Source organism: Mycobacterium sp. 94-17, assembly GCF_035617725.1.
Classification (GTDB): Bacteria; Actinomycetota; Actinomycetes; order Mycobacteriales; family Mycobacteriaceae; genus Mycobacterium.
On sequence record NZ_JAPIYN010000012.1, the window covers coordinates 33,082 to 48,966 of the forward strand.

The 15,885-nt window shown below is 67.9% G+C and carries 15 protein-coding genes; 5 read left to right on the forward strand and 10 right to left on the reverse strand.

Annotated features, from left to right (window positions below; all coding sequences use genetic code 11):
- Nucleotides 1–156 precede the first annotated feature (156 nt).
- From ripB to OQ789_RS15190, 3 genes are all read right to left on the reverse strand, one after another.
- Nucleotides 157–903: an NlpC/P60 family peptidoglycan endopeptidase RipB gene (gene ripB, locus OQ789_RS15180; RefSeq protein WP_324686780.1), complete on the reverse strand. Its 747-nt coding sequence runs from the start codon at nt 901–903 to the stop codon at nt 157–159.
- A gap of 25 nt (nt 904–928) precedes the next feature.
- Entirely contained in the window at nt 929–2,362 is a 1,434-nt protein-coding gene (gene ripA, locus OQ789_RS15185) for an NlpC/P60 family peptidoglycan endopeptidase RipA (protein ID WP_324686781.1), read from the reverse strand.
- Nucleotides 2,363–2,602: 240 nt separating this feature from the next.
- A complete protein-coding gene (locus tag OQ789_RS15190) occupies nt 2,603–3,190 on the reverse strand; it encodes a DUF6676 family protein (protein WP_324686782.1) in 588 nt (195 codons plus the stop codon).
- A 259-nt stretch (nt 3,191–3,449) separates the two neighbouring features.
- Here OQ789_RS15190 and OQ789_RS15195 point away from each other — a divergent pair, with 259 nt between their 5' ends.
- Nucleotides 3,450–6,260, forward strand: coding sequence for an aconitate hydratase (locus OQ789_RS15195; RefSeq protein ID WP_324686783.1), 2,811 nt, complete (start codon nt 3,450–3,452; stop codon nt 6,258–6,260).
- Between the two features lie 8 nt (nt 6,261–6,268).
- The gene (locus OQ789_RS15200) at nt 6,269–6,850 is read left to right on the forward strand and encodes a helix-turn-helix domain-containing protein (RefSeq protein WP_324686784.1); all 582 of its coding nucleotides are present in this window, start codon (nt 6,269–6,271) and stop codon (nt 6,848–6,850) included.
- A gap of 13 nt (nt 6,851–6,863) precedes the next feature.
- Here OQ789_RS15200 and OQ789_RS15205 read toward each other — a convergent pair whose 3' ends face one another.
- The 4 genes from OQ789_RS15205 to trxA form a co-directional block, all read right to left on the reverse strand.
- Nucleotides 6,864–7,073 carry a helix-turn-helix domain-containing protein gene (locus OQ789_RS15205; protein ID WP_324686785.1) on the reverse strand — a complete coding sequence of 70 codons (210 nt, stop codon included), beginning with the start codon at nt 7,071–7,073 and terminating at the stop codon, nt 6,864–6,866.
- Nucleotides 7,074–7,177: 104 nt separating this feature from the next.
- Nucleotides 7,178–8,815 (reverse strand): ABC-F family ATP-binding cassette domain-containing protein, encoded by a 1,638-nt coding sequence (locus OQ789_RS15210; protein ID WP_324686786.1) that lies wholly within the window; start codon nt 8,813–8,815, stop codon nt 7,178–7,180.
- 36 nt (nt 8,816–8,851) lie between these two features.
- On the reverse strand, nt 8,852–9,661 hold the full coding sequence (locus OQ789_RS15215; RefSeq protein WP_324686787.1) for an enoyl-CoA hydratase: 810 nt from the start codon (nt 9,659–9,661) through the stop codon (nt 8,852–8,854).
- 81 nt (nt 9,662–9,742) lie between these two features.
- Nucleotides 9,743–10,078 (reverse strand): thioredoxin, encoded by a 336-nt coding sequence (trxA, locus tag OQ789_RS15220; protein ID WP_324686788.1) that lies wholly within the window; start codon nt 10,076–10,078, stop codon nt 9,743–9,745.
- A 145-nt stretch (nt 10,079–10,223) separates the two neighbouring features.
- Here trxA and OQ789_RS15225 point away from each other — a divergent pair, with 145 nt between their 5' ends.
- The 3 genes from OQ789_RS15225 to OQ789_RS15235 all read left to right on the forward strand — a co-directional run bounded on the left by OQ789_RS15225 (nt 10,224) and on the right by OQ789_RS15235 (nt 13,760).
- On the forward strand, nt 10,224–12,050 hold the full coding sequence (locus OQ789_RS15225) for an acyl-CoA dehydrogenase (RefSeq protein WP_324686789.1): 1,827 nt from the start codon (nt 10,224–10,226) through the stop codon (nt 12,048–12,050).
- Nucleotides 12,051–12,131: 81 nt separating this feature from the next.
- Entirely contained in the window at nt 12,132–12,914 is a 783-nt protein-coding gene (locus OQ789_RS15230) for a DUF5666 domain-containing protein (protein WP_324686790.1), read from the forward strand.
- A gap of 123 nt (nt 12,915–13,037) precedes the next feature.
- Entirely contained in the window at nt 13,038–13,760 is a 723-nt protein-coding gene (locus OQ789_RS15235; RefSeq protein ID WP_324686791.1) for a DUF5666 domain-containing protein, read from the forward strand.
- Between the two features lie 51 nt (nt 13,761–13,811).
- Here the strand turns inward: OQ789_RS15235 and OQ789_RS15240 are convergent, their stop codons facing one another.
- The 3 genes from OQ789_RS15240 to OQ789_RS15250 are packed head-to-tail and all read right to left on the reverse strand — an operon-like array spanning nt 13,812 to nt 15,884.
- Entirely contained in the window at nt 13,812–14,159 is a 348-nt protein-coding gene (locus tag OQ789_RS15240) for a metal-sulfur cluster assembly factor (protein ID WP_324686792.1), read from the reverse strand.
- Nucleotides 14,134–14,634, reverse strand: coding sequence for a Fe-S cluster assembly sulfur transfer protein SufU (gene sufU, locus OQ789_RS15245; RefSeq protein WP_324686923.1), 501 nt, complete (start codon nt 14,632–14,634; stop codon nt 14,134–14,136). The genes OQ789_RS15240 and sufU overlap by 26 nt, the downstream gene beginning before the upstream one ends.
- Nucleotides 14,631–15,884, reverse strand: coding sequence for a cysteine desulfurase (locus tag OQ789_RS15250; RefSeq protein ID WP_324686793.1), 1,254 nt, complete (start codon nt 15,882–15,884; stop codon nt 14,631–14,633). Before OQ789_RS15250 ends, sufU begins: the two co-directional genes overlap by 4 nt.
- Between the last annotated feature and the right edge of the window lies 1 nt (nt 15,885).

Sequence of the window (15,885 nt, forward strand, 5' to 3'; positions counted from 1 at the left end):
CTGCTACCTTCCACCGCTCTACCGACAAAACACGACTGCTGGCACGACGGATGTCGTGGGGCAGCGACGTGCCCGCGTCCAACTATTCCAGGCCCACCGAATTCCGTCGACGCTGGTGCACCGGCCCGGGGGCCCGCCCGCAAACCGCACCCGGGATCAGTACTCGATGATCCTGGTCAAAAACGGGGTCATGCCGGGCCTGCGAACCGGGCTGACGGTGACCTTCGCGGCGCTGCCCGATGCCTCCAGCATCTGGCCGTTGCCCAGGTACATGGTGACGTGCTGGCTTCCGTTCGGGCCGTAGAAGATCAGGTCGCCGCGCCTGGCCTGGTCCTGCGGGATGTGCCGCCCGGCGTTGTACTGGTCACCGGAGAACCGCGGGATCAGCACGCCGACGCCGGCGAACCCGTAGCGCATCAGACCCGAGCAGTCGAACCCGGTGATGTTGGCGCCGTCGCCGACGCCCTTGCTGGGGCCTTCCAGCGAACCACCGCCCCACGAGTACGGCACTCCCATCTGGGAGCCCATCCGGCGGATCACGTACTCGATGGCCTGCCGGCCGTTCGCCCGGGGAATCTTGCCGCCGGGGTTGCTGGGCGAGGCCGCCGCCGCGGGCGGGTCGCCACCGAGGTTGATCCCGAGCCCGCTCAGGAATTGTTTGCCCAAGTCCATCGTGGTCTGGGTGGCCTGGGCGGTGGCCTGCAGCGAGGCGTTGGCGACGGCGAGCGGGTCTCCGGGCGCGCCTGCACTGATCTGGGCCGGCAGGGTGGGGTCCCACTCCCCTGGGTCGGCCCCGGCCACCGGGGCGGCCACAGAAAACATCAGCCCGGTCACCACCGCGGTGATCCAGGCGCAAGTGGCGATCCAGGCAAAGTTGCAGTGACGGAACCGATTGCGGCGCATGGCTCCTCGTTCAGCGTTCACTCGATCACCACTCGATGTACCGGACCACGTAGGGCGTCATGCCGCTGGTGCGCACCGGGGCGACGCGCACCTTCAACCCGATGTCGGGTGCCTCGAGCATCTGCCCGTCGCCGAGGTAGATGGTCACGTGCTGGCTGCCGCCCGGGCCATAGAAGATGACGTCGCCGCGGCGCATCTGCGAGGACGGGATCTTGCGGCCGAGGTTGTACTGCGAGCCCGAGTAGTGCGGCAGTTTGATGCCCACCCCGGCGAACGAGTACAGCACCAGACCCGAACAGTCGAAGCCGGTGATGCCGGCACCGGAGTCGATGCCCTTGCTTGGTCCGGCCGCGTTGCCGCCGCCCCAGGAGTAGGGCACGCCGATCTGCGACATGCCGCGCCGGATCACGTATTCGCTGGCCTGCCGACCGTAGACGCGGGGAATGCGCCCCCCGGCCCCACCGGGCGTCGCGTTGGTGATGCCGGTGTCGTCGGGCTTGAGGATGCCCATCTGCTGCAGGAAGTTGCGGCCCAGACCGGCGGTGACCTGAGTCGAGGTGGCCGAGATGCCGAGCACCTGGTTGATCACCGCGATCGGGTCGCCGGGAACGTTGGCGCTGGGGATCATCGGCAGCGTGGGGTCCCAGGCACCATCCCACTGGCGGCCCCCGGCCGAGCGTGGCGGCCCGCCCGGCGCTCCGGTCTCCCACCGGTCACCCGACGCCGACGCTCCGGGGCCGCCTGCGGCCGCGGCCTCGCGCTTGGCCGCCTCGAGCCTCACCTGAGCCTGATCCCGTTCTGCGGCAAGGCGAATGATCTCGTCGCGTTGCTGTTCGAACTTCTGCTTGGAGTTGGTCAGCGCCGCGACGGCCGCGTCCTGGCTGGACTTCGCGTCGGCGGCGGCCTTGTCGGCGTTCTGCTTGGCCAGCCGCGCCGCCGATTCCTTGTTCACCTGTTCGGTGCGGGCCTGCTGCAGCTTGGCCATCACGGCCTGAGAGCTGGTGGTCAGGTTCTTGGCGGCGGCTTCGGTGGCGATGATGTCGTCGGGGCTGCTCGCGGTCAGGTAACTGTTCGACGGACCGTTCATGTAGGTGGCCGCGGCGAACGTGTCGAACCGGTGCTGCGCCCCGGCGATGGCGACGTTGGCGTCTTTGACCGCCTGCTGGCCGGCCTCGAGATCGTGTTCGGCGGTGGCCGCGTTGTCCCGCGCCGTCTCGACGTCGACCAGGGCCTTGTTGACGCTCTCCTGTTCGGTCTGGATCTCGGCGCTCAGGTTCTGCAGCCGCTGGTTGGCCTTGGCGACGTCGGCGATGAGTGCGGCCAGGTTGTCGGCGGTGGGATCGGCGTCCGCGAGACCGGGCGTCGCCAGCAGAAGGGCCAGGCTCAAGACAGACGGCACGACGGGCCGCATCAGCCTCGCGGCCGGTCGCGCGGAAGCCCCCCAGCGTGTGCGTCTCATTCGGCTCAAGGTCTCCTACGGCTCAACGCGACGGGTGGCGCCGGCCACAGATTCCCCGGAAGGCGCCAAAGACAACACCAGCATCATTTGCACCGTACGTCACACGGGTGGGCGTGCAAACGCCCCATCGAAATCGCACTCTCTACGTGCGTTTAATGTGACCGAACAGTGACCTGCCCGGTTTGCCGCAGGCGATCGCGGCGGTTCGCCGATAGGGCTCGCAGAAGCGAATACCGTTAGTTAGACGGCAGTATTGGCGTCGGCCTCGCCGGCTGCCGGGGCGTCGTCCGGCGTTGCTGATCGCCTGCTACGCAACTGCAGCACCCGGGTGCCGACCGCCGCCGCGAAGACCGCGATCAACAAGAAGATCGTCAGGCCGGTCCAGGGGAACTCCGGCGTCTGCAGCTCGTGTAGGAAATGTTGCGCGGAGACCACCGGATTGCCCGTCTTGGCGATGTCCTCACCGGCCTCGAGGGTGACACGGGCGAACTGCGTGCTGTAACTGCCGACGTAACTGGGACTCAGTGTCAACACCGTCGCGTCGTGATAGTCCGCGCCGACCACCGTGGAGATATCGCGCAGCGGGGTGTCGTTCGGCGGGTTGTGGTCGAGCAGCACGATCTTGAGGTTGATGCCCTCGGCGTGCGCCTGGTTGACCACGTCGAGCAGTCCCGGCATCGCCGCAGGCGGCGCGCTGACCCCGGTCGCGGCGACCTGTGCCTTCACCACGGTCATGTCGACGTCGACCGGAATGTAGAGCGGCAGGACCGCATGCGAGAACGCGGTGTCCTGCGGTAGCGGTGCGACGAACGAATCGCGCCCGGTCATCTGCGCCTCCTGCCTGCTTGCGCGGTCACGCTGGCGTGACGCTCGGCCACGGCGGTCACTCTAGCGTGACTGTCGGCGCGCATTCAGGACTGTCGGCGCGCAATCAACGTACGCGCAGGGGTTTAAACCGGCGGCCGCGGCGACAAGACTGAAATCTGGAGTGCGTCCGTATTGCAGGACAAGCGTACTGTTAAAGTTGGCAACTGCACCGCCGACACGGCCCGTCGCGGTGGGAGAACTAAAGACTCTGGGAGTTGAAGTGACTGATTCCGTGAACTCGTTCGATGCCCGCAACACTCTTGAGGTCGGCGACCAGAGCTACCAGATCTATCGTCTCGACGCCGTCCCCAACACCGAAAAGCTCCCCTACAGCCTCAAGGTGCTGGCCGAGAACCTGTTGCGCAACGAAGACGGCAGCAACATCACCAAGGATCACATCGAGGCGATCGCAAACTGGGATCCCAAGGCGGAGCCCAGCATTGAGATCCAGTACACGCCGGCCCGCGTGGTGATGCAGGATTTCACCGGCGTGCCCTGCATCGTCGACCTGGCCACCATGCGCGAGGCCATCGGCGACCTCGGCGGCAAGGCGGAGAAGGTCAACCCGCTGGCACCCGCCGACCTGGTGATCGACCACTCGGTGATCGCCGACCTGTTCGGCACCGCCGACGCGTTCGAGCGCAACGTCGAAATCGAGTACCAGCGCAACGGGGAGCGCTACCAGTTCTTGCGCTGGGGCCAGGGCGCGTTCCAGGACTTCAAGGTGGTGCCGCCGGGCACCGGCATCGTGCACCAGGTCAACATCGAGTACCTGGCCAGCGTGGTGATGGGACGCGACGGGGTGGCCTACCCGGACACCTGCGTGGGCACCGACAGCCACACCACGATGGTCAACGGCCTGGGCGTGCTGGGCTGGGGCGTCGGCGGCATCGAGGCCGAGGCCGCAATGCTGGGCCAGCCGGTGTCGATGCTGATCCCACGAGTGGTGGGCTTCAAGCTGACCGGCGAGATCCAGCCGGGGGTCACGGCCACCGACGTGGTGCTGACCGTCACCGAAATGCTGCGCAAGCACGGCGTGGTGGGCAAGTTCGTCGAATTCTACGGCAAGGGCGTGTCCGAGGTGCCGCTGGCCAACCGCGCCACGCTGGGCAATATGAGCCCCGAATTCGGTTCCACCGCAGCCATTTTCCCGATCGACGAGGAAACCATCTCCTACCTGAAGTTCACCGGGCGCACCGAGAAGCAGCTGGCGCTCGTCGAGGCTTACGCCAAGGAGCAGGGGCTGTGGCACGACCCCAGCCACGAGCCCGCATTCTCGGAGTACCTCGAGCTCGACCTGTCCGATGTGGTGCCGTCCATCGCCGGGCCCAAGCGTCCGCAGGACCGAATCCGGTTGTCGGAAGCCAAGTCCGTCTTCCGCGAGCAGATCCCCAGCTACGTCGGGGACTCCGACGGCGAGCAGGGTTACTCGAAGCTGGATGAGTCGGTCGAGGAGACCTTCCCGGCCAGCGACCCGGGTGCGGTGTCGAACGGCCACGCCGACGACCGGCCCGTCGTGCATTCGGCCGCCGCACACGCGAACGGCCGCCCGAGCAACCCGGTGACCGTGAAGTCCGACGAGCTCGGCGAATTCGTGCTCGACCACGGCGCGGTGGTGATCGCCGCCGTCACGTCGTGCACCAACACCTCCAACCCCGAGGTGATGCTGGGCGCTGCACTGCTGGCGCGCAACGCCGTCGAGAAGGGGCTGGCGTCCAAGCCGTGGGTGAAGACCACCATGGCGCCGGGCTCGCAGGTGGTCAACGACTACTACGACAAGGCCGGCCTGTGGCCGTATCTGGAGAAGCTCGGGTTCTATCTGGTCGGCTACGGCTGCACCACCTGTATCGGCAACTCCGGCCCGCTACCCGACGAGATCTCGAAGGCCGTCAACGACAACGACCTCTCGGTGACCGCCGTGCTCTCGGGCAACCGCAACTTCGAGGGCCGCATCAACCCCGACGTCAAGATGAACTACCTGGCGTCGCCGCCGCTGGTGGTGGCCTACGCGCTGGCCGGCACGATGGACTTCGACTTCGAGTCACAGCCGCTCGGCAAGGGCAAAGAAGGCAATGATGTCTTCCTGAAAGACATTTGGCCGTCGCAGAAGGATGTCTCCGACACCATCGCCTCGGCGATCAACTCCGAGATGTTCACTAAGAACTACGCCGACGTGTTCAAGGGCGACGAGCGCTGGCGCAACCTGCCCACGCCGAGCGGCAACACCTTCGAGTGGAACGCCGACTCGACCTACGTCCGTAAGCCCCCGTACTTCGAGGGCATGCCGGCCGAGCCCGAGCCGGTCGCCGACATCACCGGGGCGCGGGTGCTGGCGCTGCTGGGCGACTCGGTGACCACCGACCACATCTCCCCGGCCAGCAGCATCAAGCCCGGCACCCCGGCGGCGCAGTACCTCGACGAGCACGGCGTGGAGCGCAAGGACTACAACTCCTTCGGCTCGCGGCGGGGCAACCACGAGGTGATGATCCGTGGCACGTTCGCCAACATCCGGTTGCGCAACCTGCTGCTCGACGACGTCTCCGGCGGCTACACCCGCGACTTCACCCAGGACGGCGCACCCCAGGCGTTCATCTACGACGCGGCGCAAAACTATGCGGCACAAGATATTCCGCTGGTGGTGCTGGGCGGCAAGGAGTACGGGTCCGGCTCGTCACGAGACTGGGCAGCCAAGGGAACGCGGCTGCTGGGCGTGCGTGCGGTGATCGCCGAGTCATTCGAGCGGATCCACCGCTCGAACCTGATCGGCATGGGCGTGATCCCGTTGCAGTTCCCCGACGGGAAGTCCGCCCAGGATCTGGGGCTGGACGGCACCGAGGTGTTCGACATCACCGGGATCGAAGAGCTCAACGACGGCAAGACACCGAAGACGGTAAAGGTCAAGGCCAGCAAGGACTCCGGGGACCCGATCGAGTTCGACGCCGTGGTGCGCATCGACACCCCCGGCGAGGCCGACTACTACCGCAACGGCGGCATCCTGCAGTACGTGCTGCGCAACATGCTCAAGTCCTGACCCGCCCCGTGCCGAAAGTCAGCGAGGACCATCTGGCGGCCCGGCGCCGCCAGATCCTCGACGGCGCCCGCCGTTGCTTTGCCGAATTCGGCTACGACAAAGCCACGGTGCGGCGGCTGGAGAAGGCGATCGGGATGTCGCGCGGCGCGATCTTCCACCACTTCCGGGACAAGGACGCGCTGTTTTTCGCCCTCGCCCACGAGGATGCCGAGCGGATGGCCGACGTGGCATCCCGCGCCGGATTGATTCAGGTGATGCGCGACATGCTGGCCGCGCCGGACCAGTTCGATTGGCTGGCAACCAGATTGGAGATCGCCCGCAAGCTGCGCAACGATCCCGCATTCAGCCGGGGTTGGGCGGAACGGTCCGCCGAGCTGGCGGCGGCCACCACCGATCGGCTGCGCAGGCAGACCGAGGCGCACCGGGTGCGCGACGACGTGCCCGGCGACGTGCTGCAGTGCTATCTGGAATTGGTGCTCGACGGCCTGGTGGCCCGGCTGGCGTCCGGCGAGGATCCGCAGCGGTTGTCCGCGGTCCTTGACCTGGTGGAGAGCTCGGTGCGCCGCCGCGATTCCGAGCAGCGATCGTAAGGTCGCAGCGGCGTTACGCCCGTACGGTTTTCGCGGTCCGGTTGGGGCCACCGCGGCTGCGCATCGTGGTGCCCGACTCTCGTAGCAAGCTGTGAATCGACCCGTACGACCTGCCGGTCGCCGCGACCAGGCTGCGGATGCTGGCGCCGCCTTCGTAGGCGTGGCGCAACTCGTCCAGCAACTCCTCGCGGGTCTTGACCGACCTGGGCGGTGTTCTCTTCATGGCTCCTCCGACGCGCGGGACACGATCGCAAGCACCCAGAGTAGAAAGGCGCCGTCGGCCGCGGGCCGATTTCACCAAATCGCCCACGGCCCAGTGCCGCGAGGTCAGGCCAGCTCGATGAGATCCCGGTATTCGTCGGACCAGAGGTCCTCGGTGCCGTCGGGCAACAGCACGACGCGCTGCGGGTCGAGGGCCTCGGCGGCACCGGGGTCGTGCGTCACCAACACGACCGCGCCCTGGTAACTGCGCAGCGCGTCGAGCACCTGCTCGCGCGAGGCCGGGTCGAGGTTGTTGGTCGGTTCGTCGAGCAACAGCACGTTGGCGGCCGAGGCCACCAGACCCGCCAGCGCAAGCCGGGTCTTCTCACCGCCGGACAAGGTGCCCGCCGGCTGGTCGAGTTGGGGGCCGCTGAACATGAACGCGCCCAGCAGGCCGCGCAGCTCCTGCTCACCCGTATCCGGGGCGGCGTGGCGGATGTTCTCCCACACGGTCGCGCCGTCGTCGAGCGTGTCGTGCTCCTGGGCGAAGTAGCCGATCCGCAGCCCGTGCCCGGGCTCCAGTCCTCCCGTGTCGGGGGCCTCGGTGCCGGCCAGGATTCGCAACAGCGTGGTCTTGCCTGCGCCGTTGAGGCCCAGCACCACCACCCGCGAGCCGCGGTCGATCGCCAGGTCGACGCCGGTGAACACCTCCAGCGACCCGTAGGACTTGCTCAGCCCGCCGGCCATCAGCGGCGTGCGCCCGCACGGGGCCGGGGTGGGGAACTTGATGCGGGCCACCTTGTCCGCCACTCGCTCGTCGTCGAGCGCGGCCATCATCCGGTCGGCGCGGCGCAACATGTTCTGCGCGGCAACGGCTTTGGTGGCTTTGGCGCCGAGCTTGGCGGCCTGTGAGCGCAGCGCGGCGGCTTTGCGTTCGGCGTTGGTGCGTTCGCGGCGCCGGCGCTGCTCGTCGGTGGCCCGCGCGTCGAGATACTTCTGCCAGCCCATGTTGTAGACGTCGACCTCGCCGCGCACGGCGTCCAAGAACCACACCCGGTTGACGACATCGGCGAGCAGTTCGACGTTGTGGCTGATGATCACCAGCCCGCCGGTGTGGGCGCGCAGAAAATCCCGCAGCCAGCCGATGGAATCGGCGTCCAGGTGGTTGGTCGGTTCGTCGAGCAGCAGCGTGGTCGACGAACCCGACATGCCCGCGCCGCCCTCCGACGCCGCGAACAGGATGCGGGCCAACTCCACCCGGCGGCGCTGCCCGCCGGACAGGGTGCGCAGCTGCTGCGTGAGCACCCGTTCCGGCAGGCCCAGGCTCGCGCAGATGCGACTGGCCTCGCTCTCCGCGCCGTAGCCGCCCAGCGCGACGAAACGTTCCTCGAGCTGGCCGTAGCGGCGGATCGCACGGTCGCGCGCGTCGTCGTCGGCGACCTCGGCCATCAGCGCCTGCTGCTTTTCCAGGTCGGTCAGCAACACGTCGAGCCCGCGCGCCGACAGCACCCGGTCGCGGGCCAGCACGTCGAGGTCGCCCTCTTTGGGATCCTGTGGGAGATAACCGATTTCGCCCGTGCGGGTGATCGTACCGGCATAGGGCTCGGTCTCCCCCGCCAGGATGCGCAGGGTGGTCGTCTTACCGGCGCCGTTGCGGCCCACCAGCCCGATGCGGTCGCCGGGCTGCACGCGCAGGTCGGGACCGTCCGGGGAGAGCAGGATGCGCGCTCCAGCGCGGACCTCGAGGTCCGTGGCCGTGATCACGAATCGCTCTCCTCTGAAAAGACGTGGAAAAGACGCCTATTTGTCGTCGGTGAACACCGGTGGTCGTCGTTCTGCGCGCGCGACAACCGCTTCTTCGAAGTTGGCGGTGAGCAGACGGACGAAAAGCTGTCCCAAGCCCTCGGCTTGCATGTGCCCTTCCAGGCTACCGGCGTCCAGTCCACTCCACAGCGTGCGCTTGGTCAACTCGACTCCGGGCCGCGAGAAGGCCGCTATGCGCGCGGCGATCGCGTAGCAGGTGTCCAGCAGCTGCTCCTCGGGCACCTGGCAGGAGACCAGCCCGATGCGTTCGGCCTCCTCGGCGGTGACGTCGCGACCCGTAAGCATGATCTCGAACGCGCGGGACGCGCCGATCGCCCGCGGCAGCAGGTAGGACAGGCCCAGCTCGCTGGCCGTCAGCCCGTTGTTGATGCCGGCGGCGCGAAAGTATGCGCTGGTCGAGGCCACCCGGATGTCGGCGGCCAGGGCCAGGCACAGCCCACCGCCGATGGCGGGACCGTTCACCGCGGCGATCACCGGCTGGTGCAGCCGGCGCAGCGCCAGAATGACCTCGTCGAGGATCTCCATGGACCGCAGCGCATAGGTGGGGCGGGTCAGCCCCTCGACGTGGGGTACCGAGCCCGCGGACTTGTGATCGGCGCCCGAGGAGAAGCCGCGGCCCGCGCCGGTCAGCACCACCACCCGCACCGAGTTGTCGTGGGTGACTTTGTCGAGGGCCTCTCTGAGCGGAATCATGACGTCGAACGCCATGGAGTTCATCCGCTCGGGCCGATTCAGGGTGATCAGCGCGACGCCGGGCCGCGGCTGATCCAGCAATACCAAGCTCACCCATGCAACCTAGCGCCTGGCCGAACGTGGTCTCGCGCGCAGCGCGGTACGCGGCTGATCGGCCGGCCCGGCCCGGGCGGCTCAGACCTCCGAAACGTCGAACGCGCGGACCTGCTGCACCAGATCCTCCAGGGCGGCCGGCGGCAGGGCCCCCGGCTGGTTGAACAGCAATTTGCCCTGCTTGAAGGCCATCAGCGTGGGGATGGACTGGATCTGGGCGGCCGCGGCCAGCTCCTGCTCGGCCTCGGTGTCGACTTTGGCGTGCACGATGTCGGGGTGCTTCTCCGACGACGCCGCGAAAGTGGGGCCGAACTGCCGGCACGGACCGCACCAGGACGCCCAGAAGTCGACGAGCACGATGTCGTTGCCCTCGATGGTTTCGTTGAATTTCGCGCCGGTGAGATCGAGTGTTGTCACATGTGCTCCAACGCCCGGGTCCGGCACGATGTTCCCCGCGGCGCGCCGTCCCCCATCCCCGCTGGTTACGGTTGCGTACGTTTTCCCGCGTCGGACAGACTGGGCCTGACGATCCACCGCCTCGAGGACCAGTGAGGAAATCGCGTTGGGCCACTACATCGCTAACGTCCGAGATATCGAGTTCAACCTCTTCGAAGTTCTCGACATCGGCGCGGTGCTGGGCGCCGGCAGCTACAGCGACCTCGACGAGGACACGGTCCGCACGATTCTGGCCGAAGCCGCGCGCCTCGCCGAAGGCCCGGTGGCCGAATCGTTCGCGTTCGCCGACCGCAATCCGCCGGTATTCGACCCGGCCGAGCACAAAATCACCGTGCCCGACGAGTTGGTCAAAACGGTGGCGGCGATCAAAGAAGCCGGCTGGTGGCGGCTGGGCATGGCGGAAGAGATCGGCGGCATGCCGGCCCCGCCGCCGCTGGCATGGGCGGTCAACGAAATGCTGATCTGCGCCAACCCCTCGGCGAACTTCTTCAACCTGGGCCCGTTCATGGCGCAGGCCCTGTACGTCGAGGGCAACGAGCAGCAGCGTCGTTGGGCCGCCCAGGGTGTGGAGCGCGGCTGGGCGGCCACCATGGTGCTCACCGAGCCCGACGCGGGCTCCGACGTCGGCGCCGGGCGCGCCAAAGCCGTCGAACAACCCGACGGCACCTGGCACATCGAGGGCGTCAAGCGCTTCATCTCCGGCGGCGACGTGGGCGAAACCGCCGAGAACATCTTCCATCTGGTGCTGGCCCGTCCCGAGGGCGCCGGCCCAGGCACCAAGGGCCTGAGCCTGTTCTACGTGCCCAACTTCCTGTTCGACCCGGACACCCTGGAACTCGGCCCCCGCAACGGGGTTTACGTCACCGGGGTGGAACACAAGATGGGGATCAAGTCCTCCCCCACATGCGAATTGACTTTCGGCGCAACGGATGTGCCCGCCGTCGGTTACCTGGTCGGCGACGTGCACAAGGGCATCGCGCAGATGTTCACCGTGATCGAGCACGCGCGCATGACGATCGGCGTCAAAGCCACCGGCACGCTGTCCACGGGTTATCTGAACGCGCTGGCCTTCGCCAAGGAGCGGGTGCAGGGCGCGGACCTGACGCAGATGTCGGACAAGACCGCGCCGCGGGTCACCATCATCCATCATCCCGACGTGCGTCGCAGTTTGATGAGGCAGAAGGCGTACGCCGAGGGGCTGCGCGCGCTCTACATGTATGCCGCCGCACACCAGGATGACGCTGTGGCGCAACAGGTTTCGGGCGCCGATCACGAGATGGCGCACCGCATCGACGATCTGCTGCTGCCGGTCGTCAAGGGGGTCAGCTCGGAGCGGGCCTACGAGGTGCTGACCGAGTCGCTGCAGACGCTGGGCGGTTCCGGCTTCCTGACCGACTACCCGCTCGAGCAGTACATCCGCGATTCCAAGATCGACTCGCTGTACGAGGGCACCACCGCCATCCAGGCGCTCGACTTCTTCTTCCGCAAAATCGTGCGCGACCGCGGCCAGGCGCTGCAGTTCCTGACGACCCAGATCACCGCGGCCATCGACAACTGCGACGAGGCGGTCAAGCCGATCGCCCAGTCGGTGCAGACCGCCTACGACGACGTGACGGCGATGACGGGCGCGCTGACCGGATATCTGATGTCCGCGGCGCAACACCCGGCCGAGATCTACAAGGTGGGGCTGGCCTCGGTGCGTTACCTGCTCGCGGTCGGCGACCTGTTGATCGGCTGGCGGTTGCTGGTACAGGCCGACGTCGCCACCCGCGCGCTGGCCGATGGCGCGGGCCGCGACGAGGCGTTCTATCGGGGCAAGATCGCGACCGCGGGGTTCTTCGCCAAGAACATGCTGCCGCAGCTGACCTCGCTGCGCGGCGTCGTCGAGGCCGTCGACGACGGCGTCATGAAGGTGGCCGAAGAGGCATTCTGAGGGCGGCCGATACACAGGTTAGCCACAGTTCAAACGGGGAAACCAGTGCGTTGGCTCAAACCGACGAATGGAGAAACGTTGATGTCTGCCAGCTGTCAAACGCCCCGGTTCACCCGCGTAGCGGCACTCGCCGTGGCGGGCGCCGCCGCGTTGTCCCTGTCCGCCTGCGGTTCTTCGAACAATTCCAGTTCGACGTCGACCTCGACCTCGACGTCCACCGTCACGTCGACGACCACGTCGTCCACCCCCAACGCCGAAGCACGGGTCAGCGGCCTGATCGCGTCGGTGGCGGGCAACTCCATTCAGGTCACCAAGGAAGACAACGCCACGGCGTCGGTCAACTTCACCTCGACCACCAAGATCACCGAGGCCGTCCCCGCCGGGCTGCCGGACGTCACCCCGGGCAGCTGCGTCGCGGTGAAGCCGGCGGAGGGTTCGGCACCGGGCCAGCCGGTGACCGCCGCGTCGGTGAAGATCAGCGAGTCCGTCAACGGCGCCTGCCCGAAGCCGCCGCAGTCCGAGTCCGGCGCTTCGACCACCACGCCGCCGTCTCTCCCGCCGTCGCCCGCGCCCGCGAAGCCGGCCTGGGTCCGCGGCTCGGTGGCGTCGGTGTCCGGCAACACGATCAACCTGACCAACACCGATGCCAGCGGGAACACCACGCAAACGACCGTGACGGTCGATGACAAGACCAAGTACACCAAGCAGGCGGCGGCCAAGACCGATGCGATCACACCGGGCAAATGCCTGATGGCGCGCGGCACTCAGGACAACGCCGGCGCGCTGCAGGCGACGAGCATCAAGCTGCGTCAGGCGGTCGACGGTAAATGCGGCAAGCCCAAGCAACCCGGCCAGGGTGGCTGAGCCCGGCTGACTGAGGTTGCCGTCATTCCCGCGGGGCGCGGCGTGCAAACCGCGCCCTGCGGGCGCCGTCCTTGACGACGGCGAAAGATGTGATCGGAGACGAGACCCCTGCCTGCCTTATCTGTGCCGACCCGGCGCACGCAGATCGCGCTCGGCGTAGTCGTTGCTTTCGTCGCGGTGTGCGCGGCCATGTGCGGCTCCTCGCACGACGCGCCGACCGCCGGCGCGCCACCGGCCTCCCCGCCGCGCGCGGCACCCAGCGCGGCACCACCGCCTGCGCCCCCGCCGCCTCCGGTCGGCAAGGACTATGTCGAGGGCATGGTGCGGTCGAATTCGGGTCAGACGATCGCGCTTCGGACGCGGACCGGCTCCGCGACCGTGGACTACACGCCACAGACCAGGGTCATGGACGTCACCCCGGCGAAGCTTGCCGATGTGACGCCCGGGAGCTGTGTGAACGTCAAAGCCACCCCGCAGAGCGCGCCGCCCCCCGGCGCGATCACCGCGCAAGCGGTGACGGTCACCCAGTCCGCGGACGGCAGGTGCCCGCCACCGGCCGGCTTCTACGGCACCGTGTCCTCGGTGTCGGGCAACACCATCGCCGTCAGTGGCCTGGGCCCCGGCGGTCCGGGCGCCTCCACCGACGTGACCGTCGCCGGCTCGACCTCATATCAGCGCCAGACGCCCTCGGACGCCCAGGCGATCACAAACGGCAGATGCATTGGGGCCCAAGGGAATCAGGATGGCGTCGTCTTACACGCGGCGATGATCAGTGTCGAGACGTGCCCGCCGATGGGGCACCCGCACCACCTGCACCTGCCGCACCTCCCGCACATCCACCTTTAGGCTCCACCTTTAGGCCAGGGGACGCGGCGCACGGCCAGCGGAAAGCCCGACTCAGACGGTGAAGCCGAGGGCACGCAGCTGTTCGCGGCCGTCCTCGGTGATCTTGTCCGGACCCCACGGCGGGTTCCACACCCAGTTGATCCGCAGGTCGTCGACGAGGCCGGCCCCCACCAGGGCGCTGCGGGACTGGTCTTCGATGACATCGGTCAGCGGACAGGCCGCCGACGTCAACGTCATGTCGATCAGGGCCACGGTGCCCTCGTCGCCCGCCTCGACGTTCAGCCCGTAGACGAGGCCCAGGTCGACGACGTTGATACCGAGTTCGGGGTCGACGACGTCACGCATCGCCTCCTCGAGGTCGGCGAGGAATTCGTCATCCCGCGCGGTGGTTTCGCTCATCTGCAGCCTCCTCGAAGTCCACTTCCTGGCCTGAATATGCCTTGGCCAAAGCATCTTTGAACGCCATCCACCCCAACAGCGCGCATTTCACCCGCGCCGGGTACTTGGCCACCCCGGCGAACGCGATCCCGTCGCCCAGCACTTCCTCGTCGCCCTCGACGGCGCCGCGCGAGGACACCATCTCGGTGAAGGCGGTGACCGTCTTGAGCGCGTCGCCCACGCTGTGCCCGATCACCTGGTCGGTGAGCACCGACGTGGCCGCCTGGCTGATCGAGCAGCCCTGTCCGTCGTAGGACACGTCGGCGACCGTTTCGCCGTCCTCGGACAGCGCGACGCGCAGCGTGACCTCGTCACCGCAGACGGGGTTGACGTGGTAGACCTCGGCGCCGAACGGCTCCCGCAGCCCGCGGTGCTGCGGGCGCTTGTAGTGATCCAGGATCACGTCCTGATACATCTGCTCGAGACGCAATGTCAGCCTCTTCCAAAGAAATCCAGGGCGCGTCGCACGCCGGCCACCAAACGCTCGACCTCCTCGGCGGTGTTGTACACCCCGAAGGACGCCCGAGCCGTGGCCGCCACGCCGAACCGGCGGTGCAGCGGCATGGCGCAGTGATGCCCCACGCGCACCGCGACGCCCTCGTCGTCGAGCACCTGCCCGACGTCGTGCGCGTGCACGCCGTCGACGACGAACGACACCGGCGAGGCGCGGTTCTCCATGGTCACCGGCCCGATGAGACGCACCGCCTCGATGCCGGACAGGCCCTCGATGGTCGCGGCGACCAGTTGGTGCTCGTGCGCCTGCACGGCCGCCATGCCGAGGGCACCGAGGTAGCGGGTGGCCGCGCCCAAGCCGACCACCTGCGACGTCATCGGGGTGCCGGCCTCGAACCGCTGCGGGGGCGCCGCGTAGCTGGACGCCTCCATGGTCACGGCCTCGATCATCGAGCCGCCGGTCAGAAACGGCGGCAGGGCCGACAGCACCTCGTAGCGTGCATACAGGACGCCGATGCCGTTGGGGCCAAGCATCTTATGGCCGGAGAACGCGGCGAAGTCCACGTCCAGCGCGTGGAAGTCGGCGGGCTGGTGCGGCACCGACTGGCAGGCGTCCAGCACGGTCAGCGCGCCCACTGCCCGGGCCCGGCTCACCAGCTCTGCCACCGGGGCCAGCGCGCCGGTTACGTTCGAATGATGGGTGAAGGCCACAACTTTGACGCGTTCGTCGAGCTCGAGCGAGTCGAGGTCGATGCGCCCGTCGTCCGTCGCGCCGTACCAGCGCAGGGTAGCCCCGGTGCGCCGGGCGAGCTCTTGCCACGGGACCAGGTTGGCGTGGTGCTCGAGCTCGGTGGTGACGATGATGTCGCCGGGCCCGACGGCTCGATCGAAACGCCTGTCCCCCAACACATATGACACCAGATTGAGTGCCTCGGTGGCGTTCTTGGTGAATACCAGTTCGTGCGCGTCCGCGCCGACGAACGCGGCGATGTCGGCGCGGCCCTGCTCGTAGGCGTCGGTGGCCTCCTCCATCAGCTGGTGCGCGCCGCGGTGCACGGCGCCGTTGGAGGTCAGCAGGAACTCCCGCTCGGCGTCGAGGACCTGCAGCGGCCGCTGCGACGTCGCGCCGGAGTCCAGGTACGCCAACGGGTTTCCGCTGCGCATGACGCGCTTGAGGATCGGGAAGTCGGCACGGATGGCCGCGACATCCAGGGGTGTCACGGAGCCGGTCATG